The 23,845-nt window shown below is 39.0% G+C and carries 21 protein-coding genes; 16 read left to right on the forward strand and 5 right to left on the reverse strand.

What is annotated here, in order from left to right; all coding sequences use genetic code 11:
- Positions 1-70: 70 nt before the first annotated feature.
- On the forward strand, positions 71-2,044 hold the full coding sequence (locus U9R83_RS05330) for a diguanylate cyclase domain-containing protein (RefSeq protein ID WP_328575095.1): 1,974 nt from the start codon (positions 71-73) through the stop codon (positions 2,042-2,044).
- A gap of 24 nt (positions 2,045-2,068) precedes the next feature.
- On the opposite strand, the gene U9R83_RS05335 is transcribed toward U9R83_RS05330, so the two are convergent.
- Positions 2,069-2,383: a winged helix-turn-helix transcriptional regulator gene (locus U9R83_RS05335; protein ID WP_013055757.1), complete on the reverse strand. Its 315-nt coding sequence runs from the start codon at positions 2,381-2,383 to the stop codon at positions 2,069-2,071.
- A gap of 289 nt (positions 2,384-2,672) precedes the next feature.
- On the opposite strand from U9R83_RS05335, the gene U9R83_RS05340 reads away from it, so the two are divergent.
- Both U9R83_RS05340 and gdh read left to right on the forward strand, forming a co-directional pair.
- Positions 2,673-3,524: a GRP family sugar transporter gene (locus U9R83_RS05340; protein WP_028412283.1), complete on the forward strand. Its 852-nt coding sequence runs from the start codon at positions 2,673-2,675 to the stop codon at positions 3,522-3,524.
- A 62-nt stretch (positions 3,525-3,586) separates the two neighbouring features.
- Entirely contained in the window at positions 3,587-4,372 is a 786-nt protein-coding gene (gene gdh / locus U9R83_RS05345) for a glucose 1-dehydrogenase (RefSeq protein WP_014461262.1), read from the forward strand.
- Between the two features lie 194 nt (positions 4,373-4,566).
- On the opposite strand, the gene U9R83_RS05350 is transcribed toward gdh, so the two are convergent.
- A complete protein-coding gene (locus U9R83_RS05350; RefSeq protein WP_328575096.1) occupies positions 4,567-5,529 on the reverse strand; it encodes a bile acid:sodium symporter family protein in 963 nt (320 codons plus the stop codon).
- Positions 5,530-5,730: 201 nt separating this feature from the next.
- Here U9R83_RS05350 and U9R83_RS05355 point away from each other — a divergent pair, with 201 nt between their 5' ends.
- The 13 genes from U9R83_RS05355 to U9R83_RS05415 all read left to right on the forward strand — a co-directional run bounded on the left by U9R83_RS05355 (position 5,731) and on the right by U9R83_RS05415 (position 19,531).
- Positions 5,731-5,931 (forward strand): DUF3311 domain-containing protein, encoded by a 201-nt coding sequence (locus tag U9R83_RS05355; protein ID WP_013055761.1) that lies wholly within the window; start codon positions 5,731-5,733, stop codon positions 5,929-5,931.
- Complete coding sequence (locus tag U9R83_RS05360; protein ID WP_140451564.1) at positions 5,928-7,391, forward strand: sodium:solute symporter family protein; 1,464 nt, start codon at positions 5,928-5,930, stop codon at positions 7,389-7,391. The genes U9R83_RS05355 and U9R83_RS05360 overlap by 4 nt, the downstream gene beginning before the upstream one ends.
- Positions 7,392-7,480: 89 nt before the next feature.
- Positions 7,481-7,645 (forward strand): hypothetical protein, encoded by a 165-nt coding sequence (locus tag U9R83_RS05365; RefSeq protein ID WP_181170523.1) that lies wholly within the window; start codon positions 7,481-7,483, stop codon positions 7,643-7,645.
- A 595-nt stretch (positions 7,646-8,240) separates the two neighbouring features.
- Positions 8,241-9,548: a sensor histidine kinase gene (locus tag U9R83_RS05370; protein WP_014461260.1), complete on the forward strand. Its 1,308-nt coding sequence runs from the start codon at positions 8,241-8,243 to the stop codon at positions 9,546-9,548.
- 1 nt (position 9,549) lies between these two features.
- Entirely contained in the window at positions 9,550-10,473 is a 924-nt protein-coding gene (locus tag U9R83_RS05375; protein WP_098626092.1) for a response regulator, read from the forward strand.
- A 216-nt stretch (positions 10,474-10,689) separates the two neighbouring features.
- Positions 10,690-11,961 carry a cation:dicarboxylate symporter family transporter gene (locus U9R83_RS05380; RefSeq protein ID WP_028407730.1) on the forward strand — a complete coding sequence of 424 codons (1,272 nt, stop codon included), beginning with the start codon at positions 10,690-10,692 and terminating at the stop codon, positions 11,959-11,961.
- A 133-nt stretch (positions 11,962-12,094) separates the two neighbouring features.
- A complete protein-coding gene (locus U9R83_RS05385; protein WP_098626094.1) occupies positions 12,095-12,277 on the forward strand; it encodes a YfhD family protein in 183 nt (60 codons plus the stop codon).
- Between the two features lie 484 nt (positions 12,278-12,761).
- Positions 12,762-13,226: a C40 family peptidase gene (locus tag U9R83_RS05390; RefSeq protein ID WP_060746550.1), complete on the forward strand. Its 465-nt coding sequence runs from the start codon at positions 12,762-12,764 to the stop codon at positions 13,224-13,226.
- Between the two features lie 195 nt (positions 13,227-13,421).
- The gene (locus U9R83_RS05395; protein ID WP_328575097.1) at positions 13,422-14,297 is read left to right on the forward strand and encodes an N-acetylmuramoyl-L-alanine amidase family protein; all 876 of its coding nucleotides are present in this window, start codon (positions 13,422-13,424) and stop codon (positions 14,295-14,297) included.
- Positions 14,298-14,514: 217 nt separating this feature from the next.
- Positions 14,515-17,829, forward strand: a complete 3,315-nt coding sequence (locus U9R83_RS05400) for an Ig-like domain-containing protein (protein WP_328575098.1) — start codon at positions 14,515-14,517, stop codon at positions 17,827-17,829.
- Between the two features lie 181 nt (positions 17,830-18,010).
- Positions 18,011-18,853 (forward strand): aldo/keto reductase, encoded by an 843-nt coding sequence (locus U9R83_RS05405; RefSeq protein ID WP_155010379.1) that lies wholly within the window; start codon positions 18,011-18,013, stop codon positions 18,851-18,853.
- 257 nt (positions 18,854-19,110) lie between these two features.
- Positions 19,111-19,278 carry a Fur-regulated basic protein FbpA gene (locus tag U9R83_RS05410; RefSeq protein WP_014461252.1) on the forward strand — a complete coding sequence of 56 codons (168 nt, stop codon included), beginning with the start codon at positions 19,111-19,113 and terminating at the stop codon, positions 19,276-19,278.
- Between the two features lie 94 nt (positions 19,279-19,372).
- Positions 19,373-19,531, forward strand: coding sequence for an IDEAL domain-containing protein (locus tag U9R83_RS05415; protein WP_013055775.1), 159 nt, complete (start codon positions 19,373-19,375; stop codon positions 19,529-19,531).
- A gap of 528 nt (positions 19,532-20,059) precedes the next feature.
- Here U9R83_RS05415 and U9R83_RS05420 read toward each other — a convergent pair.
- The 3 genes from U9R83_RS05420 to U9R83_RS05430 all read right to left on the reverse strand — a co-directional run bounded on the left by U9R83_RS05420 (position 20,060) and on the right by U9R83_RS05430 (position 23,838).
- Positions 20,060-21,415: an arsenic transporter gene (locus U9R83_RS05420; protein ID WP_014461251.1), complete on the reverse strand. Its 1,356-nt coding sequence runs from the start codon at positions 21,413-21,415 to the stop codon at positions 20,060-20,062.
- 489 nt (positions 21,416-21,904) lie between these two features.
- On the reverse strand, positions 21,905-23,014 hold the full coding sequence (menC, locus tag U9R83_RS05425; RefSeq protein WP_328575099.1) for an o-succinylbenzoate synthase: 1,110 nt from the start codon (positions 23,012-23,014) through the stop codon (positions 21,905-21,907).
- A complete protein-coding gene (locus U9R83_RS05430) occupies positions 23,011-23,838 on the reverse strand; it encodes a GNAT family N-acetyltransferase (protein WP_014461248.1) in 828 nt (275 codons plus the stop codon). The genes menC and U9R83_RS05430 overlap by 4 nt, the downstream gene beginning before the upstream one ends.
- Positions 23,839-23,845 lie beyond the last annotated feature (7 nt).

Raw genomic sequence — 23,845 nt, forward strand, 5'->3', positions numbered from 1 at the left:
AGAATGAGTGAATTGCATATCGAAACAAGACGTTTAGTGAAATTCCAAAGGCAGATGGAGGATATTTAGTATGTATAGTGAAGGGGTATTCCAATTTTATTTTATGAATATGCCGCAGCCTGTTATTTTAATTCAGCAAGAAAAACATCAGCTATATTATAAAGAATGTAACAAAGCAGCTCAGCAATTCTTTGACAAAATGGAAGACAAGATAATCAATAAAGAAGAAAATCAGCTTTTTTACACACTTTGTGAAAAAGCCATTGTCACGAAAGAACCGATTCAATATCAATACATACAGCTTTTTCAGCCCGACCGGCATGCATATGAAGTAACTTTTACCCCTTTATTTAATCAAGCGACAAACCCTTCACATGTCCTTGTCATGGCTCAAGAAATTCATTATAAAAAAACACAGGAAGAGAGCACGCGTTTGCTCGATGCGTTTCTAGAAAACACGGTAGACGCCATTCTGATTGCTGATTGTGATGAGAAGGTCTTAACAGTCAATGGAGCATTTGAAAAGCTATTTCAGTGGAGAAAAGAAGAAGTTATAGGAAAAAGCCGTCAAGAGATGAACATCGTGTCAAAGAAAGAGGAACAAGAAAACCTTAAATTAATAGCAGAATTAAAAAATGGTAAGACGCTGTCTCCTTATGAAACAGTCAGGTACACAAAAAGCGGCGAAAGCGTGTGTGTATCTGTCAGCTGTTCACCGATTTATGACTATCAAAATCAACTGGTCGCTTATTCAGTGATTTACCGAGATATTACAGCTATTAAAAGATTAGAATTAGAGCTCATAAAAAGCAAACAGTGGTACAAATCGCTATTTACAAACCACCACCACGCGGTTTGTATGCTGAATTTGGACGGTGCGATTTTAAATATTAACAGCGCATTCTTAGAAACGCTGCAGCTTTCTGCAAGCGATGTGCTGCACCAAAATTACCGAGATGTTGCTAAAAGACTGGGAGCCTGTAATTACAAACGTTGGAATGTATATGAAGAAATTAGCTATAGTACAGAGCTAACATTCCGCAGAAGCCAACATTCTATACAACATGTGTATATTACAACGATTCCTGTTAAAGTAAATAATCAAACGGTTGGCGCCTATGCAATCTTACACGATATTACGCCCCAAAAAGAAGCAGAAGAACAGCTGGCGTATACGCTGAAAGAACTTGAAAATATAAAATATGCGCTTGATGAATCAGCTAGCGTTATGATTATAAATGCAAGTGGAACTATTACCTATGTAAATGATATGTATGTACAGTATTCAGGTTACGAAAAAGAAGATTTAGTAGGGAAGTATTATCGAGATGCAGGGCTTAATCATGATCATCATGAGCTGCTTGAAACAATAAAAAGCGGAAAAGTATGGCGAGGACAGCTTGAAATGGGGACGAAGCATCATCAGTCATACTGGGTATCGAAAACAATTGTGCCGTTAAAAGATATAGACGGAAATATTACTCATTATGTATCCATTCATAATGATATTACTGAACAAAAAGCGCTAGAAAATAAACTTCATTTTGAAGCCACTCACGATAGTTTAACAGGTCTTCCCAACCGGGCGATGTTATTAAAAGAGTTAAACAAAGTAATTGAAAAAGGGCAGCAAAAAAGCGATGAGTTTTTTGCGCTTTTGTTTCTTGACTGTGATAATTTTAAGCAGATTAACGATGAATATGGCCATCATATAGGCGACGAATTTCTAAAAGTATACACGAAGAGATTAAAGAGCTGTGTGAGGAAAGGCGATCGTATTTATCGTTTGGGCGGAGACGAGTTTATCATTATTTTAAACGTAACAAATGGACGAGAAATTGAACAAATTGCTAGGCGAATTCACGTATCTCTTCAGCAAAGCTGGAATGTACGGGGCTATTGTTTGTGCACAACAACTACCATCGGCGTCTCTATCTATCCAGAAGACGGGGAATCGGCTGCTTCATTATTAAAAAATGCAGATGATGCGTTATATAAAGGAAAAAGAGAAGGGAAAAATAATTATATCCTCTATCAAACGTAAAAAAAGCCTCCAAAGAGGCTTTTTTTATTTTATCCATGTTTTTGCCCACTTGCTCACGGGTCCTAAGATCATACCAAGCTCTGATCCTTTTTTAGTTAAGATATATTCAATACGAACCGGACGTTCAGGAATAACGTGCCGGATTACAATTCCTTCTTCTTCTAACTCTTTCATTCGTTCGGTTAACATTCGTTTACTCAAAGAGGGAATGCTGCTGTGAATTTCACTAAAGCGTTTAGGACCGCTCATCAGTACATAAATAATTAACCCGTTCCATCTTTTTCCTATTATATCAAACGTTTTCCACACTTTTGGACATAACTCATCAAATTCATTCATTCATGCCACCTACTTTATCGTATATAGGATATTAAAAGTAACCCTTATAATGTTATTATATACTAGCATTTGGATAATGAAAAGGCTATCTTTTTTTATTTTCAAAACTTTCAGTAGCTTGGAAACGCTGTATTGTAAAGTTTTAAAAAAAAGTCACAGAATCGACATATTATTATTGACGTATCAAGAAAAAAGGTCTAAGATTGGTTACATAAAGTTACCTAGTTAAATAAAAGGTACTTTAAATTTACAATTACATCAAGAGTTTGAGAAAGAAGGTTAGTATCAAATGGATATCCTTTTGGCTATTCTTCCTGCGATTTTCTGGGGAAGTATTGTCCTGTTCAACGTTAAATTGGGCGGAGGTCCTTACAGTCAAACGCTTGGGACTACAATTGGTGCGCTGATCTTTTCAGCCGTTATTTATTTCGTAGTTCATCCAGTGTTGACGCCGCTTATTTTTATTGTCGGAATCGTTTCAGGATTATTTTGGGCAGTTGGGCAAAGTAATCAGTTGAAAACGATTGATTATATTGGTGTTTCAAAAACCATGCCAATTTCAACTGGTATGCAGCTTGTGACGACATCACTATTTGGTGTTATCGTGTTTCACGAGTGGTCAACAACAACAACCGTTATTTTAGGCGTGTTAGCTCTTATTTTTATTGTTATTGGTATCGTGCTAACATCACTAGAAAGCGAAAAAAACCCAGAGCAATCTGGACAATTCAAAAAAGGGATCATTACCCTTATTGTTTCAACAATTGGATACTTAGTGTATGTAGTTGTCGCTCGTTTATTTAATGTAGACGGCTGGTCGGCACTATTCCCACAAGCAATTGGTATGTTAATTGGTGGACTTATACTTACTTATAAACACAAACCGTTTAATAAATACGCAATTCGCAACATTATTCCAGGCCTCATTTGGGCAGCTGGTAACATGTTCTTATTTATTTCTCAACCTAAAGTAGGGGTTGCAACAAGCTTCTCATTATCACAAATGGGAATCGTTATTTCAACGCTTGGCGGTATCTTCTTACTTGGAGAAAAGAAAACAAAGCGTCAGCTTATTTCAATTACGATTGGTATTGTGCTCATCATTTTAGGTGGCGTATTCCTCGGAATGGCTAAAAGTTAACGTTTACGTAAAAGTTAATGATAGTATGTATGAATAAATGAAAACACTAGGAGGATTTTATTATGTATACAGATTTAAAAGATAAAGTAGTTGTAATTACAGGTGGATCAACAGGTTTAGGACGTGCAATGGCTGTTCGTTTCGGTCAAGAAGAAGCAAAAGTTGTTATTAACTATTACAACAATGAAGAAGAAGCTTTAGATGCGAAAAAAGAAGTAGAAGAAGCAGGCGGACAAGCGATCATCGTTCAAGGCGACGTAACAAAAGAAGAAGACGTTGTAAATCTTGTTCAAACAGCTATTAAAGAATTCGGTACATTAGACGTTATGATTAACAACGCTGGTGTTGAAAACCCAGTTCCTTCTCATGAGCTATCTTTAGATAACTGGAACAAAGTTATTGATACAAACTTAACAGGTGCATTCTTAGGAAGCCGTGAAGCAATTAAATATTTCGTTGAAAACGACATTAAAGGAAACGTTATTAACATGTCTAGTGTTCACGAAATGATTCCTTGGCCATTATTTGTTCACTACGCAGCAAGTAAAGGCGGTATGAAACTAATGACGGAAACATTGGCTCTTGAATATGCGCCAAAAGGTATCCGCGTAAATAACATTGGACCAGGTGCGATGAACACACCAATCAACGCAGAGAAATTTGCAGATCCTGTACAACGTGCGGACGTAGAAAGCATGATTCCAATGGGTTACATCGGTAAACCAGAAGAAGTAGCATCAGTTGCAGCATTCTTAGCATCATCACAAGCAAGCTATGTAACAGGTATTACATTATTTGCTGATGGCGGTATGACGAAATATCCTTCTTTCCAAGCAGGAAGAGGCTAATATAGTTTAGAATCGATGTAGAAAAAAGAGACATGGCAAAAAGCGCCATGTCTTTTTTTTCTATACCTAAGAGAACTTCACCCCCCTTTCGGGGTTGGTGAAATTCTCCTAGGTAAAAGCTTTTAAGAACTTTTTAAAACCTTTTTGGGAAGGTTCAAGGGAGCTTTTTGTGCTTCCCTTATAAGTTTATTGTATTAGCCAGCCATTTTTTTGTTAGACGATGGCTGGTTTTTGTCTTTTAGTTTGCTGAAGATAAAGGCAAGAATTGAGCCTGAGATGTTGTGCCAGACGCTGAATATGGCGCTTGGGACAGCGGCTAGTGGCGAAAAGTGAGTGGAAGCAATGGTAACGCCGAGCCCTGAGTTTTGCATGCCCACTTCCATTGCGACCGCTTTTTGTTTGGCTAGGTCCATTCCGCATAAGCGGGCAAAGAAGAAACCGATTGTGAAACCAAGAATGTTGTGAAGCACGACTACGGCAAAAATGATACCGCCCGTTTTAGCAAGCTGCGCTTGGCTTCCTGCCACAACAGCGGATACAATCAAAACAATTGCGACTACTGAAACAAGGGGAAGAGCTTTGGAACTTGCTTCTGCAGCTTTTCCAAAAAACTTTTTGATCGTAAATCCAAGAGCAAGCGGAATGATGACAACTTGTATAATGGAAATAATAAGAGACATGATATCAATATCGACCCACTTGCTTGCAAATAATAAAATGAGAAGCGGTGTAACGATCGGTGCTAAAATGGTTGAAACAGAAGCGATGGCAACTGCGAGCGCAACGTTTCCTCGAGCCAAAAAGACCATTACGTTTGATGATGTGCCGCTTGGACAACAGCCTACTAAAATAACGCCCACTGCTATTTCTTTTGGTAAATCTAAGCCAATCGCCAAACCGAATGCGAGAAGCGGCATAATGATAAAATGTCCTATCACGCCTAGTGCTACTTCTTTCGGTCTTCGAAATACTTCACTGAAATCAGACGCTGAGAGCGTTAATCCCATTCCAAACATGACAATTCCTAAAAGCGGAACGATGTACTTTCCAATCCATACAAAGTGCTCTGGGAATGAGTAGGCAATAACGGAAATTAAAATAACCCAAAGCGTAAACGTTTTTCCTGCAAATGTACTGATTTTCTCTATTGTTTTCATCTGTACGATACCTCCTGCGAACTATAAGAAAAGATTATACTATTTATTCAGAAAAATGAAAACAGTATTTTTGTAAAATAGTACAGAATATTTTATCTTTTGGAGATTATTTCAGTTTAAATGCAAGCATTCCTTCATTGAATACACAGAATATGTGGTAATATAAAGAAGTTAGTTTTAGAAAGTCGGAGGAGTTTAGTCATGAAATTTATCTATATTTTGTCTGTCCTTCCGTTCGTAGGCATATTAGGGTTTCTTCCCTTTGTTAATCGAGTGACTCCGTTTGTTCTCGGTATGCCGTTCAATATGTTTTGGATGGTGATATGGGTGGTGCTTACGTCCATTATTTTAGGGGTTATGTACAAGCTTGATCCCAGAAATCGGGAAGGGGAAGAAGAATGAATAGTGCACTTATTATTATTTTACTATTTTTAGTGGCAGCTATTTTTCTTGGCATACGATCAACCAAAGGCAAGGATATGAACTTGGAGCAGTGGACGGTAGGCGGACGCGGTTTCGGGGCTATTTTAGTGTTTGTGCTGATGGCCGGAGAAATCTATACAACGTTTTCGTTTTTAGGCGGAAGTGGATGGGCTTATGGAAAAGGAGCTCCTGCACTTTATGTCTTAATTTATATTAGCTTATCATATGTCTTATCATACTGGCTTCTTCCTGTTATTTGGAAGTATGCAAGAGATCATAAGCTCGTCTCGCAGCCTGATTTTTTTGTAAGCAAATATAAAAGCCCTTACCTTGGTGTGCTTGTAGCTGTTGTAGGAGTGATCGCCGTCATTCCTGTTATTGTTGTGCAGTTAAAAGGATTGGGGATTATTGTATCACAAGCATCATACGGTGCCATTTCAATGCCGGCAGCCATTTGGATGGGAGCTATCAGTTTAACGCTGTATGTGATGATATCCGGTATCCACGGTTCTGCATGGACGGCCGTTATTAAAGACATTATGATGCTTGCGGTGATTGGATTTTTAGGCATTTATTTACCTTTTCATTATTACGGAGGATACGGTCCAATGTTTGAAGCGGTGAATACAGCGAAGCCCGGGTTTTTAAAGTTTCCTGAGCAAGGATTAAGCGTCTCATGGTTTATTTCGACCGTTATTTTACTAGTGCTTGGTTTTTATATGTGGCCGCAGGTGTTTAGCTCAAGCTATACAGCGAAAAACGCAAAGGTATTTCGTAAAAATGCAATCATTAGTCCTCTTTATACGCTGATGCTGCTTTTTGTATTTTTTGTTGGATTTGCAGCTATCTTAAAAGTTCCTGGTTTAAGCGGAGGAGACGTGGATCTTGCGCTATTAAGGATCTCAATCCAAACGTTTGATCCTTGGTTTATTGGAATTATAGGAGGAGCGGGTTTGCTGACAGCGCTTGTGCCGGGATCGATGCTGTTAATGAGTGCGTCAACGCTGCTGGCGAAAAACATATACAAACCGTTTGCGCCTCAAGCAAGCGAAGCGCGTATTGCTCGTTTAGCGAAAAGCTTTGTACCGGTTGTGGCTCTTATTTCCGTTTACTTTACGCTAAACGGAGGAACGACGCTGTCAACAATTATTTTAATGGGCTATAGTCTAATGACACAGCTGTTTCCATCTCTGCTTTTCAGCTTGAAGAAAAATAACTTTGTAACGAAACAAGGAGCAGCGTGGGGGATTGTTGCCGGAATTATTGTAGTAGCCTATATTACAATCAGCGGATCTACTATTGGTACGTTATTCCCGTCACTGCCTCAGCAAATGAAAGATATCAACGTCGGATTTATTGCGCTGCTTATCAACTTTATCGTAATGTGGGCAGTCAGTATGCTCACAAAGCAAAACGAGGCTGAGACAAAAGTATGTTAGACGAAGTGAAAAACGAACCATTGATCAACAGGTTTGATTAGTGGTTCGTTTTTTTGTTAGGGTCAACGGTAGACCCTTCTAGCAGTTGATTGGAGGGCAAGACGAAGAAAAGCGGAACAGGTGAGACCCCACAGGAGCGCAAGCGACGAGGAGGCTCAACGGCCGCCCGCGGAAAGCGACGTCTTGCACGGAAATCAACTGCGGTGTCACAAGCGGTTCAGCTCATGTCTACCGTTTGTTCGTCTTTAGATTAGATTCATCTCATTATGTCTCAGCCTCGTTTTTTCTAATCAAACAGCAAAGAGCCAAAGGAATAGGATCATCCTTTGGCTCTTTACGTGGCTTTTAACCGATAATTTGTAAAATTTCCTACATCAACTGATTTACGCTAAAGCGGGAACTCGGTCGTTATAGTAAATAACTTCCGATAGGATCTTACACCCTTTAATCTCCTGAAATGTCTTTTTCGCCTCTACCTCTGATTCAAATTCAAACATAGTCGGACTTTGGTTTTTCGAGTAAACGGTAATGATCCACATTGTAAAATAAGCTCCCCCTATAAAATAATAGTTTTCCTTTTTAGTGTAGCTATCAGGTGATGTAATAATAATTGAATAGTTGTGATACAGCCTCACATTTTAAAAGGTACTTCTACTATACAACAAAAATTACAAAATAAAACAAGAAAATCTAAAAAACTACAAAGAATAATGAAAGAGAATAAATAATCGTTTATATATGGGCTATATTTATAAATGGAAGTGGGAGTGTAAAAAATATAGGAAAGAGCGATTGTCTTTTAGATTGCTAAACTATATACTTATGTTCAAAAAGTGCAGGACGTGAACAATGAAAGTTGATACGGTAGTAAAAAAAGATGTTTTACTCATTTTGGTGATGATAGTTGTTGTGCCGCTAGCAGGCGAGCTCAAATATTATCCTTTTCATGATACGTATAGAGTTAGCTTTGCTGTGCCCATTTTTTTCTTTTCACTGCTGCTTTTAAGAAAGGTATCTCCTGTCATACCAGGTATTTTAGTTGCTAGTGCTATAGTGGCCTTTCGGATGTACCTTGATTGGTATAATTACGAATCATTTGATTTTCTGCATTCTTTGCAGATCCGGTGCTCAGCAGGGATTTATTATCTTGTTTATGCGATTGCTTTTTCTTGGTTTAAGATTAACGATTTTCATTCAAAGCCATGGATTATTGGCATATGGAGCATCATCATCGAAACGGTTTCGGGCGGCATGGAACTGCTTTGTATGTATGTGATGGTTCATCATCATATTATGTTTCCAGAGTTCATGCAAATTTTTATTGTAGGGGTCTTTCGAAGTTTCTTTGTTTTATGCCTGTTTAGCATGATCAAACTCTACGAAGGGCAGCTCAGAGAACGGCAAATCTCTCAAAAAAATGATCAGCTGCTTGTTGTGCTTTCAAATTTGTATGAAGAATCCATTCATTTGAAAAAAACGCTGCAAGACGCTGAGAGAATTACGAAAAAGTCGTATGATTTATATGAAGAATTACACGAAGCGGATATCCACCAGCTTACTTCGCTGCACGAATTTAGCCAAAAAGCATTACAAATTGCAGGAGAAGTACATGATATTAAAAAAGACAATCAGCGGATATCAGCAGGACTGTCCAAGGTCATTACAAAAGAAGAATTTTCTGAGTATATGGAAATCGAAAGTCTGCTTCAAATCGTCATGCGCAGCAATGAAAAATATGCAGCGCTGTTAGCAAAAGATATTCATTTTTCACATTCGATTCTAGGAGAGCACCCTCGCTATCACGTGTACTTGTTTTTATCATTAATTAATAACCTAGTAACGAATGCAGTCGAAGCGATTGAAAAAGAAGGCACCATTATTATCGACGTATGCCGAGAAGAAGACCGCATTTTATTGTATGTAAGAGACAGCGGTCCCGGCGTGAAAAAAAGGCATGAACGTCTCATTTTTAAAGCGGGATTTACATCCAAATATGCAAAGGACGGGACGCCTTCTACAGGTCTTGGGCTTGTCTACGTTAAGCAAATGACCGAGCAGCTGGGCGGGAGTATTCAATTTATTAATCTGTCTCCAAGCCCCGGTGTTCAATTTACTATAGATTTACCTATGTCTACGTTAATGGGGGATAAGGACTAATATGCGATTTTATATCATAGATGATGACGAAGTCTTTCGTTCAATGTTAGCTGAAATTATTGAAGATAATGATCTAGGAGAGGTTATAGGGGAAGCAGAAGACGGAATTGTCTTAAATGATCAGTCTTCTCTATTGCAGCAGATCGATATTTTATTTATTGATTTGTTGATGCCCATTCAAGACGGAATCGAAACCGTGCGCAAAATAAAGGATACTTTTAAAGGCAAAATTATTATGATGTCACAGGTAGAAACAAAAGATTTGATTGGAAAAGCCTACTCGCTTGGCATTGAATACTATATCACGAAGCCGCTTAATCGTATGGAAGTGCTCATGGTCATTCAAAAAGTAATTGAACGAATTCATGTTCAACAATCAATGGAGAAAATTCAAGAATCGTTAAATACCGTACTTAATATAGGAAACCAGCAAAAAACGCCTTCTTTTGGTAAAAAAGAAAGCGATCCGGCAGAAGCGTGCAGGTTTCTTTTAAGAGAACTTGGGATTTTAGGAGAAAGCGGAAGTAAAGATTTAATTGAAATCATCAATTACCTGCATCAAACGGAAAAAAGCACGATGTATGAACAGCATTTTCCTTCTCTCAAAGAAATTTTTGAGAAAATTACCGTGAGAAAGCTTGGTTCATCTTTTTCAGAAGACGTGCTGCAAAAAGAAATGAAAGCAGCCGAGCAGCGAGTAAGAAGAGCTATTTATCAGTCTTTAAATCATTTGACCTCTCTTGGTATGGTTGACTTCTTTAATCCTAAATTTGAAAATTATGCTTCTAAGTTTTTCGATTTTTCAATGGTGCATCAGCGCATGAGAGATATAGAAAAAGGCACGGGCAAAAGCAGTACGCCAAGTCGTATAAATGTAAAGAAATTTATTCAAATGCTCTATTATGAAGTCAAACAAACGCTGTAGTAAAAAAACTACAGCGTTTTCATTTTGTAATTTTCTAAAAACTTTTTGTTAGTTTCAGTAGGTTTTTGTTAGATTTTGTGATGCCTGTGATAATGTAATCTTATGAATAAAAGAACTACTTAATAAACAGTTCTTAATGGAATTGTATCTGTTGAATACATTAAGTGCAAATAAACAGCTTCGAGCTGTTAGAAAAAAGAAGGAAGGTGCAAAGATATGTTCAAAAAGCTTGGATTAGCAGGACAAATTTTAATTGGTTTGATTGCAGGTATTATTGTAGGGGCTATTTTTTACGGAAATCCTAAAGCAGTTGAAGTGCTGCAGCCAATTGGAGACGTATTCATTCATTTAATTAAAATGATCGTGGTGCCGATTGTTATATCTAGTATCATTGTGGGCGTTGCGGGTGTTGGTGATATTAAGAAGCTTGGTAAATTAGGCGGAAAAACAATTCTTTACTTTGAAATCATTACAACGGTTGCCATTGTTGTAGGCTTATTAGCAGCTAACTTGCTTCACCCCGGTACTGGTGTGGACCGCAGCGGTCTTGAAAAATCAGATATCAGCAGCTACACATCAACGGCAGAAGCTACAGAGCAAAAAGGATTTGTAGAAACATTTGTTCACATCGTTCCAACGAATGTATTTGAGTCAATTGCTGCAGGCGACATGCTGCCAATTATTTTCTTCTCGGTCCTATTTGGACTTGGAATTGCATCAATCGGTGAAAAAGGCAAGCCGGTTTTAAGATTCTTTGAAGGCACGGCAGAAGCGATGTTTTGGGTAACGAATTTAGTTATGAAGTTTGCACCGTTTGGCGTATTTGCATTAATCGGTGTAACCGTATCAAAATTTGGACTAGCGTCTCTGATTCCGCTTAGTAAGCTTGTAATTGTTGCTTACGGCACAATGATTTTCTTTGTATTAGTTGTACTAGGACTTGTAGCTAAATGGGCAGGCGTTAACATCTTCCACTTATTAAAAGTGCTAAAAGATGAATTGCTGCTAGCATTTTCAACTGCAAGTTCAGAAACGGTATTGCCGCGTATTATTGCGAAAATGGAAAAGTTCGGATGTCCTAAAGCAATTACATCTTTTGTTATTCCGACGGGATATTCGTTTAACTTAGACGGATCTACTCTTTATCAAGCGCTTGCTGCGATTTTTATCGCGCAAATGTACGGTATTGATATGAGCATCACACAGCAAATTTCACTGATATTAATTTTAATGGTTACATCTAAAGGGATTGCAGGAGTTCCGGGCGTTTCGTTTGTTGTACTGCTTGCAACGCTTGGATCTGTAGGACTTCCGGTAGAAGGACTTGCTTTTATCGCTGGAATCGACCGTTTGTTAGATATGGGACGTACAGCGGTAAACGTAATTGGAAACTCACTTGGTGCAATCGTCATTTCGAAGTGGGAAGGTCAATTTAACGATAAAGACAAGGAAGCTTATATTAACGAAGTAACGAAAAAAGTATCGTAATTACAAACGTATTTTAGTTGAAGGAAGATCCGAACGAGTAATCGTTCGGATTTTTTCGTTTGAATTTGCTTTGAAAAGTTGGGAATAGTAACTAAAGATGAAAAACAAATGATTGATACAAGGAGGTCACAACATGGGAAGAGCAAATAATCACAAATCATCACATAACAACAAAGGGTCACTGCCTCAAACACCAAAAGAGTTAAAAATTGCTCCGGATCAAGCAAATGAAGAATTTTCACGCGAGTTAGCGCAGCATCATGATGCTAAAGCGAAACAGGACTTAATTTTGAAACAGCAAAAAGAAAAAAACTGAGACATAATGAAATGAATCCAGCCTAAAGACGAATAAATGAGATACATGACCTGGACTGCTTGTGACACCGCAGTTGATTTCCGTGCAAGGCTTCGCTTTCCGCGGGCGGGCGCTGAGCCTCCTCGTCGCTTGCGCTCCTGCGGGGTCTCACCTGCTCCGCTTTTCCCGCAGGAGTCTTCGCCTTTTCCTCCAATCAACTGCTAGAAGGAACGAAACAAATAATACTATGTTCACAACCACAAAAAAACGAACTACTAATCAGACATGCTGATTAGTGGTTCGTTTTTCCCTAAGTGAAAAATGCTTTTGTCCCATCCTCTTTTTTATAAACAACTAAAGATAAAAATTCCTAAGTAACCATTTTGTAACATTATTTAATCATAGCGTAATAGTTTTTGAGGCTTTTTTCATTATAATTAAACCGAACACATTGAAAAATAGGTTCATAGAAACGTAACGTTCGGTTACATAATGGAGGAAAAAAATGAAAAAAGCCATCATTGGGTCTATAGCGGCAGCTGCAGTTTTATTTAGCGGAGCCAGTCCGTTTATTGCACCTGCTCAAACAGTGGAAGCAGCGTCATATTCATACAAAGACACGGCTATTGCTACTGGTAAAAAATTAATGGGTGTTCCTTATAAATGGGGAGGCACAACAACAAAAGGTTTTGACTGCTCTGGATTTATTCAATACATTTTCAAAAAAGCTGGAAAAACACTTCCGCGCACAACGGAACAAATGTATCGAGTAGGGACAAGCGTTTCAAAAGCAAAGCTTCAAAAAGGAGATTTAGTTTTCTTTCAAACGTATAAAAAAGGTCCTTCACATGTAGGCGTGTACTTAGGGAACAATCAGTTTCTTCAAGCTTCTACGTCTAAAGGAGTGACAATTACATCTCTTAGCAACAGCTACTGGAAAGCACGTTATATTGGTGCAAAACGGATTTAACCATCCGTCATTTTTTTGGAAAACAACACTACATTATGTAGTGTTGTTTTTGTTTGCATATACATAACATATTGCCGATATTATTTTTAACGTTTTATACAAAAAAATCCATATTCTATGAGATAATAACGTTAACACATTTTGTACTTTAACATAAGGAACATCCCACTCTATTCGAAAGTTTGGTGAGCGAAGATGAAGCGCTTAGTATGGAGTTATGGAATAGGTATTGTTGCAATAGTAGCAGTACTCTCACTTTTCTTTATGATGAAAGGTCAAACAGAGAAAGCCGTCGTTAGCGGAAATGTACCAAAAGCTCATGCGCAGGGAGAAAGAGTGAAGCAGCCCATCTCACAGTTCCAAGCAGTACAGCCTCATGAAGCAGGTAATGAAATGAAAAATGTAAAAAACAACATGCCTGAAAAAGCGGATCCGCCTCCATTTTTAGTCTACATTGACCCTGGTCATCAAGCTCATGCTAACCTAGAGAAAGAGCCAATCGGACCGGGAGCAGCAGAAACAAAAATAAAGGTTTCCGGAGGCACATCAGGTGTGGTCACCAAGAAGCCGGAATACAAGCTGACGTTAGAAGCGTCTATGATATTAAAACAACTGCTCGAAGAAAAAGGCATAACCGTAAAGCTTACTCGCAGTTCTCACGATGTGAATATTAGCAACCGGGAACGAGCGGAGCTTGCGAACAATTCGAAAGCTGACTTACACGTGCGGATACATGCAGATGGTTCTGAAAATAGTTCTGTAAAAGGACTTTCTGTGCTCACTCCTGCAGAAGATAATTCTTATACAAAACCTATTTATCAAAGCAGTCTGCAGGCATCTCAAGCTATTCTGACAGAGGTGAAAAAAGATCAGTTTGTCGAAGTAGACGGCATTCGTTATCGCAGTGATCTTTCAGGGTTTAACTGGTCGACTGTACCCGTAACGCTAGTGGAGCTCGGATATATGACGAATCCAGAAGAAGACCGGAACCTGTCTGATCAGGCCTATCTTATAAAGCTGATGAATCATGTTGCAGACGGTATCGTGGCATATGAAGAAATGAAAAAATAAAAGGTGAAAAGACCTATAAAAGCGTGTGACTAAATCAATTGATTTATGTCACACGTTTTTTTGTCGTTCATATGATATAAAAAAAGCGTTTTTTCGACAAAAAAGTGGACGAGCAGAAAAGAAAATTAGGTAAAATGCTTCAGTTTCTATAAAACGGTGTCGATATAAAAAGTGATAGTAACATGCATTAGACAGTACATGAAAATGGGGGAACAAGATGAGAAAGTTAACGGCATTAGCTTTAGTACTAAGCGTACTGCTGTTTCAATTCACGCCGCTTGCTAGCGTGAAAGCTGAAACGGTAGAACCAGTTGTGTCTGTAAAATTAGTAAATTATTTAGGAGATCAGCATGCAATTACAATTAAGCCGTCTTATTTATACACTATTAAAAACTCGGATTTGGTCTTAAAGGCAAATACAGAGTATACGGTAACCGCAACAACTCAAGGTGTCACTTTAAAACAAGGAAGCACGGTCTTAGGTGATTTTACAAGCTTTGAAATTACACCGTCTCTTTATAAAAATCCCGTATCTATTAACGGCAGACAATACTTAGGGGACGTTGCGTTTACAAATGAAAAAGGAACGTACGTCAGACCTGTTAATACGCTGCCGATTGAAGACTATTTAAAAGGCGTTGTGCCAAATGAAGTCTATACATCTTGGAATCTGCAAGCCTTAAAAACTCAGGCAGTAGCAGCGAGAACATACGCAATGAGCTATGCAGGAAAAGTAATCAATGACACGGTAAGCTATCAAGTGTACGGTGGCTATACGTGGTATGACAGCACAAACCAAGCAGTAGATCAGACATTCGGACAAGTAGTAACCTATAACAATAAATTAATCAACGCCGTTTTCTCATCAAGCAACGGTGGAAGAACGGAATCAAACAGCAATGCCTGGGGAGGAACTCAGCTTTCTTATTTCCCGGTGAAAGAAGATCCATACGATAAGCAGACGCCTTGGACGTTAGCTATTCAAAAAACGCAAATTGATTTAACAGAAAAAGATTTAGCCAACTATAGCGCTTGGTGGAATACGGTTTCTGAAAAAGATAAAACCGTTACGGATAATTTGAAGTCATGGTTAGTAGCCAATAAGCATCCTGGTAAAACGATTAAAATTACGTCCATTCCAAAGGTGAGTTTTTATGCTCCTTCATCAGGAGGTCGTGTGACTAAAGGTGCGATTACAGTAGACTATCTCGTTAAAGGAGATGTAGACAGTTCGCAAAAACTAGTGGTTCATCATTTAGAATTGACAGATTTAACATCGACGAAGCTAAAATCGATGTTAAACAGCCGTGCGATGCTTAGTCTGCTTGTAACGGAAACAAATGAAACAAGCACATCAACAACTTTTAATGGGAAAGGAAATGGACACGGTGTTGGAATGAGTCAATACGGCGCTCAAAAAATGGCAAGCCTAGGAAAAGACTATCGTGAAATTTTAGATTTTTATTATCCAACAACTACTCTTTTAAGTTTTTATACAACAAAATATCCGCGAAAAGAGCAGGAGCAAGAAGCACCGAAAGATATGGTTGCGCCTGATGCACCTTCAGTTAATGCATTAGGAGATAACCAAACATCGCTTACGGGCGTGACAGAACCAAATGCTTCTGTTATTGCCAAAGTGGAAAATGAAGTAATTGGAACGGGTCTTGCTGATGAAAGCGGAAAATTTTCAATTACGATTGCCAAGCAGCCAGCAGATACCAAAGTGTCGGTAACGTCTAAAGATGCAGCTGAAAATGAAAGCACGGCCACAGTAGTGACCGTAACGGATCAAACGCCGCCTTCGGTTCCTATTGTAAATGAAGTGAGTGACCAAGATACGACCGTAACAGGCGTAACAGAAGCAAACGCCGCCGTGACGGTAAAAGCAGGCGATGCAACGTTCTCTGCAGTAGCGGATGGCAACGGTACATTTACTGTTTCAATTCCAGTACAAATAGGCGGAACAACAATAGCGGTAAGTGCAAAAGATAAAGCAGGAAACGAAAGCCAAGCGCCTTCTTTTGCGGTTAAATCTACGTTAAAAGCACCGCTTGCACCAAAAGTAAATGAAGTAAGTGATCAAGATACAATGATTAAAGGAACGGCTGAAGCAAATGCGACGGTCATCGTTAAAAACGGAAGTCTTCAGCTTGCAGCAGGCAACGCAGATGCTAAAGGAAATTACAGCATCTCAATTGCGAAACAAAAAGCAGGAAGCACGCTGTACGTGACGGTTCAAAATGCAGGTGGAACAAGTTCAGCCACTGCGGTGACCGTACAGGATAAAACGGCACCAGCTGCGCCAAAAGTAAACGCAGTAAGTGATCAAGATACAAAAGTTACAGGTACAGCAGAAGCAAATGCGACGGTTACTGTAAAAGCAGGAACAACAACTGTGGGAACGGCTAAAGCAGGTGCAAATGGAGCGTTTTCTGTTACCATTTCTCTGCAAAAAGCGAATACAAAGCTAAGCGTACAAGCAAAAGATGCAGCAGGAAATAGCAGCTCTGTATCCACTGTAATCGTTACAGCAAAGCAAAAAGCTCCGATAAAACCGACAGTGAATGAAGTGAGTGATCGAAGTACAGCTGTTACGGGTACAGCAGAAGCAAATGCGATGGTTATCATTAAAAACGGAAGTCTTCAGCTTGCAGCAGGAAAAGCAGATACCAAAGGAACATACAGCATCTCGATTGCGAAACAAAAAGCAGGAAGCAAGCTGTCTGTAACGGCTGGAAACGCAGCGGGCGTAAGTCCAGCTGTAACCGTAACCGTGCAGGATAAAACAGCACCCGTTACACCAAAAGTGAACGGTGTAAGCAATCAAGATACAGTAGTAACGGGAAGCACAGAAGCAGGAGCAGAAGTGCATGTGAAAATTGACAAAAAAGTAATTGGCAAAGGAAATGCAAAATCGGATGGAACGTTCAGCATCACCATTCCAAAGCAGCCTGCTGCTACAAAATTAGCTGTTATTGCAAAAGATGCAGCCAATAACTACAGCTCCAACACGTTTGTAACAGTTAGTGCCGCGCAGACAAAACCGGCGCTTCCAGCCGTTAATACGCTTACTGAAAAAAGTACAGCGGTAACGGGAACAGGAGAAAAAAATGCGTCTATTTATATTAAAGTAGGCGGAAAGATTATTGCGAGTGGGAAAATTGATGCAACCGGCAAGTTCAGCGTGAAAATTCCTGCTCAAAAAGCAGGAACGGAAGTGACGGCAGTTCTGCAAAATAAAGTAGGATACAGTCCGTATAAAATTGTAAAAGTGCAAGACACAACCCCGCCGGCACCTCCGGCAGTGAATGCCGTTACGTCTTTGTCCACGTTTCTCTCTGGAAAAACGGAAGCAAATGCCGTGATTACGATTAAAAGCGGTACAAAAGTAATCGGATCAGGCAAAGCAGATAGCAAAGGACAGTTTAAAGTAACGATTCCAAAACAAAAAGCAGGCGTAAAGCTGGCTGTGACGGCAAAAGATGCCGCTGGAAATACAAGTTCAGCAGTCAATATAAACGTTAAATAAAAGCAAAAAAGAATTCTCTGCGGAGGATTCTTTTTTAGTGATTTTTAAGTGGGATAGAAGGTTACTAAAAAGTTACCTTAGAACTTTGAAGTTCCTAACTTACTTTAAAGTGGGTTCTATCTTTTTCTTTTTTCCTGTTTCATAATAACAAATGTAAAGAAATTAGCAGGGGGTTTTTATAATGAGTAATCATTTGCAAGATACAGTAACACTTCACAACGGAGTCAAAATGCCTTGGCTTGGATTAGGTGTATTTAAGGTAGAAGAAGGGCCTGAATTAGTGAACGCGGTGAAAACAGCTATTGTTAAAGGCTACCGAAGCATCGATACGGCAGCTATTTATGAAAATGAAGAAGGTGTGGGGGAAGGAATTCGCCAAGGCCTGAAAGAAGCTGGTCTTTCACGCGAAGACATTTTTGTTACATCAAAAGTTTGGAACGCAGATTTAGGCTATGAAGAGACACTGGCTGCTTACGAAACAAGCTTACAAAAGCTTGGCTTAGAATATTTAGATCTATACTTAATTCACTGGCCGGTAGAAGGTAAGTATAAAGCAGCGTGGAAAGCATTAGAAACGCTGTATAAAGAAGAAAAAGTAAGAGCTGTGGGCGTAAGCAATTTTCAAATTCATCATTTAGAAGATTTAATGAAAGATACAGATGTTAAGCCTGTTATTAACCAAGTGGAATATCATCCTCGTTTGACGCAAAAAGAGCTGCATGCTTTTTGTCAAAAGCATGATATTCAGCTAGAAGCATGGTCTCCGCTTATGCAAGGAGAACTATTAGATAACGATGTGTTAAAAGGAATTGCTGAAAAACACGGTAAATCAGTTGCTCAAATTATTCTGCGATGGGATCTGCAAAACGGAGTTGTAACGATTCCAAAATCGACAAAAGAACATCGTATTGTTGAAAATTCATCGTTATTTGATTTTGAATTGGATGCTGAAGACATAAGTAAAATTAATGAATTAAACCAAAATCACCGAGTAGGTCCAGATCCGGACAACTTTGATTTTTAATAGAAGAACTAAGAGGCTGGGACAAAAGTATTTTAGCCCGAGTGAAAAACGAACCATTGATCAACAAGTTTGATTAGTGGTTCGTTTTTTTTGTTATGGTGAATACAGCTTCATCTGTCCCGGCCTCTTTTTATGCATTATTACATAAATTTAACATTTTCTTCACAGTAAGCTAAAGGACGGGCCGTATGATAAAGAAAGGTCGTGAAAGATAGAGAAATCATTTCATTTTTAAGTGTAAAATAGGCGGTGTAACGATGACAAAACAACCTTACTCTCACATACAATGTAAAAAAACATCAATGATTGATTTATTGCTGGATGCAGGGGTTTATAAAAAAGGAAACAAGCAGCTATATGAGCTTACGCTTCAAGAACTAGAAACAGAATACGAAGCTATTTCACAACAGCGCATATCTCGATGAAATTTTGATACATTGCTAGAATTTGTTATAATAGAGGAAAGGATAGGAGTGGATTTATATCGAAAAGCACCCGACAGACTCGCAGCCCATCCGTATGGATATCCTCGATTCTATATTTGCTAAAATGGTATTAAATAAGGCTATCCGAGATTTTAGAAGAGATCAAATTTTACGTGAAGTCGATCAAACATTAGAAGAAAGAAACAAAGAGAAATTTTTTCAATTAATTGAAGAATTAAAATCAATTTCGTAAAGGGCGTTCGCGCGATAGAATTTGATTTTATCATTTTAGCATATAAAAACAGGTAAGAAGCGGCATGCTTAGTTACCTGTTTTTTTGTCGTCTTATTGCAAAACAAGGCCTTACATAAGGAGTGCACCTTGCTAGTAAACAGACAAAAAGAGCAAGTCTAATGTACTCACTCTTTTCAGAAAGGTATGGGTGTTACTGAGAAAATGAATGTCACTTTCTAAGTGTTGCGTGTGGGGTTTAGAAAGTTCTATGCATCTGCATATTTTCTACTTCATTCGCTCTATGTATTGTTAAAGTAACAATATAACCATATCTTATCACATGAACGAAATTCGATTCAATATATTTATTGATTTTCTTTTTAAATTGTTCTAAATAATTAGTGAATGTAAAAAAATGTTTTTATTGGGTGAATGTGTATCTATAAAAAACAATAGAAAAATATAGTGGGGTTTTTATGGGAGACATTTGTTTATTTCTGACGGACTGTAAGCTTCAAAAGAGTACAATCCGTCCTGTAAATCAGTATTAAGAAAAAATGAGCTGCACCCAGTAGAATAGAAGGAAAAGAGTAACGATCGTGGTAAGCGGGATAACGATAAGTGATACTTTTAAATAATCTTTCCATTTTATCTTGATATGATTTTCTTTTAAAATATGCATCCAGATAAGAGAAGCTAGTGTTCCAATCGGCAATAAAAGCGAGCCCATATCACTTCCAATAATATTAGCAAGATAAATGGTTTTAAGAGTAATAGGATCGAGCCCCATTTCAGTCAAGGTAATGGTTCCGACCATCAGGGCGGGGTGATTGTTAAACAAGTTGGAAAGAATAGAAACAAGTCCTCCCATGATAAAGCTTGCTTCAAAAAGTCCTCGATTTACAATTGGTTCGCAAACTTTTACAAGCAGCTCCGTTAACCCTACGTTATGCAGTCCGTAAATAATAACGTACATCGAAAATGCAAAAACGAAAATGTGCCATGGCGTTTTCTTTAAAATATCAATTGGGTTTGTACGTAAGTGATACCATCTCCAAATGAGTAAGATCAGTGAGCCCAGTACAGCAACCAATTCGATTGGTATGCCGAAATAAGAGGCGACAAATAGGAGACAGCGCATAACAAACACAAATAATAAAACTTTCAGCATAAATTGTGTGCGTTTACGTTTTGTTTCAACAGAAATGCTTCCTTTTAAGGGGTGAAACTGTTTCGTAAAGAAACTTTCTTCTATATCTTTTGAAGCATGCGGCAGTTTTTTTGGCAAATGGCGTTTTACGACCGTATACATGAGCCAAGACATAAATAATAAACCAAGTGTCGCCGGTACAAACATCATCGCCGTGTGCATATAAAGCGACATGTGAACAATTTTTAAGGCAATCAAATTGACAATATTACTTACACCTATAGGCGCGCTGGAAGCGGTAGCAATAAGCGCTCCACTTAAAAGGTAGGGGATCTGCTGGTGGGGTTTTAGCTGAAGGTTTTTCAAAAGTAGAATTAAAATTGGAGTGGTAATTAAAATACTGCCGTCATTATTAAATAGTAAAGTCATTAAAAAGCAAAGCAGTTGAATGTACCAATATAATCGGTACCCTGAGCCTTTGGATAAACTCACTAGTCGTGCAGCTGCCCAGTGGAAGAATCCAAAACTTTCTAATATGACGGCCATGACAATGGTGGCAATAATGGTAATAGAAGCGCCGCTTATCTTTGCGAAAATATCAACAATGTCTGATTTGGATACAATCCCTGTAAGCAGGATAATGGCTGCTCCTATGGCTGCCGGCCATGCTTCGTTGATGCCGTTTGGCCTCCAAAAAATGACGAGCATTGTCATTGTAAACACGAAAATGGCAATTCCAATTTCAATATTCATCAGTATGCTCCTTTCTTCTAAAATTTGTAATGAATATACCCTTGCATGTCCCTTACACTCTATTTATATTCATTTATTACTAGAAGGATTGTGCATAAGACCATTTTTGCTAATATGTTTGTTTATCTTGCCAAGGCACGTATCATCTCGGGAGAGGAGCCTACAAGAAGACTAGATCAATCCAATCTAAAGACGAACAAATGTGATAAATGAGCTAGTAGGATCGCTTGTTACGCCGCTGTGGATTTCCGTGCAAGACTTCGCTTTCCGCGGGCGGTTGATGAGCCTCCTCGTCGCATACGCTCCTGCGGGGTCTCATCTGTTCCGCTTTTCCCGCAGGAGTCTTCGTCTTGCCCTCCAATCCACAGCTAGAAGCCACTACATACATGAAACCTACGTTCACGTTTATCATCACAATAAAAAGATCCGAACGATTCATCGTTCGGATCTTTCTTCAACTAACATACTTTTGGTCCAGGATCTTCAAGGTCAGCAAGTATAGGTTTTTTCGTGTAAAGTTAACGCTTGTATCTGGTCACGGTCAGGTTCATAGCCAATGCCCGGTGTATCAGGAACGGAAATAATACCGTTGTCGACTGTGATTTCCGGGTGAACGATATCACGCGGCCAGTATTTAGATGATGCAGCCGTATCTCCGGGAAGCGTAAAATTAGCCAGTGTGGTAATGGCAATATTATGTGCTCGTCCTACACCTGATTCGAGCATACCGCCGCACCATACGGGTACACCGTGAGTTTGACAAAGGTCATGAATTTTTTTGGCTTCGGTTAGTCCGCCTACCCGGCCAATTTTAATGTTAATAATTTGCGTGCTTCCAAGTTTAATAGCTTTTCGAACGTCTTCAGCTGAATGAATGCTTTCATCCAAGCAAATAGGCGTGCGCATGCGGGCCTGCAGTTCAGCGTGATCAATTAAATCATCATGAGCTAACGGCTGTTCAATCATCATTAAATCAAACTCGTCAAGCTGAGCAAGGTGATCAGCATCTGCAAGCGTATAAGCAGAGTTCGCATCAACCATTAGGGGAATAGAAGGAAATTCGTTTCGAACCGCGCGCGTCAAGTTAAGATCCCAGCCCGGCTTAATTTTAATTTTGATTCGCTTATATCCTTCATTTAATCCGACTTCAATTTTGCGAAGCGTTTCGTCAATCGTAGGCTGAATGCCAACGCTAAGACCAACTTCAATTTGACTTTTACTGCCTCCTAACGCTTTAGATAGAGAGAGGTTTTGCCTCCGCGCATACAAATCCCAAACTGCGCCTTCTAACGCCGCTTTTGCCATGTAATTGCCTCGAATATGAGCAAAGCGTTGGGATACTTCATCAGGATGCTGAATTTCTTTCTGTTGAAGCAAAGGAATTAAAAAATCCTCCATAATGTGCCAGTTTGTTTTAAGCGTTTCTTCTTTATAAAAAGGATCTGCGCACGCTACGGATTCAGCCCAGCCGGATTGTCCGTCTTCGTCTTGAATTTCTACTAAAATAAAATCTCGATCCACTTCTTTTCCAAGACTTGTCGTAAACGGATGAAGTAAATCCATTTTTAAATGCCGTAAAATGACGTGTTTTATCTTCATTTTTGCACCTCTTTTTTCGTTAAAATATAAAAATGAACGGGTGCGCTGCTTTCTGGATGCTTCATAAAACCTGTTACTTCAAATCCTTTTGCAAAACACGCTTGAAATACGTATCTTGTACGCATCCGCCAGTCCAATGCAAGAGAAGGAGAGACTTCTTTCATTTGCTGAAAAGCAGATGGGATAGCTACAGCTACAACCTCATCATTTAACAGTTTTTCATCAATATTTGTAACAGAAGGAAACCCTTCATCCGTTAACGTCCATTGAGTAAGCGATGCCTCCATTATTTGATCTGGCGTATAGAGAGGCTGAGCTCGTTTTGTATCCTCTAAAGATGCCCATTCTACAACGAATCGATCAGAAGGCAAGTCAGCATTTAACGGATCATTCATGTCTCCGTAGCAGTTTTCAATATATGTAGAACAAACGGCTCCAAGCTTTCCAATATTTAAATACCCGTTGGCGCTTTCTAACGGATCGTACGTCCAGCTGATATATGAATAACCCTTTTTTTTACTTTCCTGTCTCTGCGCATGCTTAAGCTTAGCGCCAATGCCCATGCTGCGATAGGCAGGGTCAACTGCTAGTATATGAGAACATAAGTAGACGCAAGTTCCATCAAACCCTGGAAAGCTATATTGAAAGCCAATCAGCTTTTCATCTAGAAACGCACCGAGAACAAGACCTCCGTTTTTAACAGCGGTCAAAGTTTGGTGAACAGGCGTTGCTTCTTCTTCTCCCCAGACGCGGCTTTCTAATGCGCGTACTTCTTCTAGTTCATTGGTTGTTATAAGTGAACGAATCGTTAAAGCTTCAGTCATATATTTA

Source organism: Priestia sp. LL-8 (assembly GCF_036227845.1).
Taxonomy (GTDB): Bacteria; Bacillota; Bacilli; order Bacillales; family Bacillaceae_H; genus Priestia; species Priestia zanthoxyli.

What these genes read in the sequence shown, in the direction of transcription:
- U9R83_RS05380 (WP_028407730.1), top strand. Translation starts at nt 10,690, where the DNA reads ATGTTCAAAAAGCTTGGATTAGCAGGACAAATTTTAATTGGTTTGATT.
- U9R83_RS05330 (WP_328575095.1), top strand. Translation starts at nt 71, where the DNA reads ATGTATAGTGAAGGGGTATTCCAATTTTATTTTATGAATATGCCGCAG.
- U9R83_RS05360 (WP_140451564.1), top strand. Translation starts at nt 5,928, where the DNA reads ATGAATAGTGCACTTATTATTATTTTACTATTTTTAGTGGCAGCTATT.
- menC (WP_328575099.1), bottom strand. Translation starts at nt 23,014, where the DNA reads ATGAAGATAAAACACGTCATTTTACGGCATTTAAAAATGGATTTACTT.
- U9R83_RS05390 (WP_060746550.1), top strand. Translation starts at nt 12,762, where the DNA reads ATGAAAAAAGCCATCATTGGGTCTATAGCGGCAGCTGCAGTTTTATTT.
- U9R83_RS05415 (WP_013055775.1), top strand. Translation starts at nt 19,373, where the DNA reads ATGGATATCCTCGATTCTATATTTGCTAAAATGGTATTAAATAAGGCT.
- U9R83_RS05350 (WP_328575096.1), bottom strand. Translation starts at nt 5,529, where the DNA reads ATGAAAACAATAGAGAAAATCAGTACATTTGCAGGAAAAACGTTTACG.
- U9R83_RS05405 (WP_155010379.1), top strand. Translation starts at nt 18,011, where the DNA reads ATGAGTAATCATTTGCAAGATACAGTAACACTTCACAACGGAGTCAAA.
- U9R83_RS05355 (WP_013055761.1), top strand. Translation starts at nt 5,731, where the DNA reads ATGAAATTTATCTATATTTTGTCTGTCCTTCCGTTCGTAGGCATATTA.
- U9R83_RS05410 (WP_014461252.1), top strand. Translation starts at nt 19,111, where the DNA reads ATGACAAAACAACCTTACTCTCACATACAATGTAAAAAAACATCAATG.
- U9R83_RS05340 (WP_028412283.1), top strand. Translation starts at nt 2,673, where the DNA reads ATGGATATCCTTTTGGCTATTCTTCCTGCGATTTTCTGGGGAAGTATT.
- U9R83_RS05370 (WP_014461260.1), top strand. Translation starts at nt 8,241, where the DNA reads ATGAAAGTTGATACGGTAGTAAAAAAAGATGTTTTACTCATTTTGGTG.
- U9R83_RS05385 (WP_098626094.1), top strand. Translation starts at nt 12,095, where the DNA reads ATGGGAAGAGCAAATAATCACAAATCATCACATAACAACAAAGGGTCA.
- U9R83_RS05430 (WP_014461248.1), bottom strand. Translation starts at nt 23,838, where the DNA reads ATGACTGAAGCTTTAACGATTCGTTCACTTATAACAACCAATGAACTA.
- U9R83_RS05335 (WP_013055757.1), bottom strand. Translation starts at nt 2,383, where the DNA reads ATGAATGAATTTGATGAGTTATGTCCAAAAGTGTGGAAAACGTTTGAT.
- U9R83_RS05375 (WP_098626092.1), top strand. Translation starts at nt 9,550, where the DNA reads ATGCGATTTTATATCATAGATGATGACGAAGTCTTTCGTTCAATGTTA.
- U9R83_RS05400 (WP_328575098.1), top strand. Translation starts at nt 14,515, where the DNA reads ATGAGAAAGTTAACGGCATTAGCTTTAGTACTAAGCGTACTGCTGTTT.
- U9R83_RS05420 (WP_014461251.1), bottom strand. Translation starts at nt 21,415, where the DNA reads ATGAATATTGAAATTGGAATTGCCATTTTCGTGTTTACAATGACAATG.
- U9R83_RS05395 (WP_328575097.1), top strand. Translation starts at nt 13,422, where the DNA reads ATGAAGCGCTTAGTATGGAGTTATGGAATAGGTATTGTTGCAATAGTA.
- gdh (WP_014461262.1), top strand. Translation starts at nt 3,587, where the DNA reads ATGTATACAGATTTAAAAGATAAAGTAGTTGTAATTACAGGTGGATCA.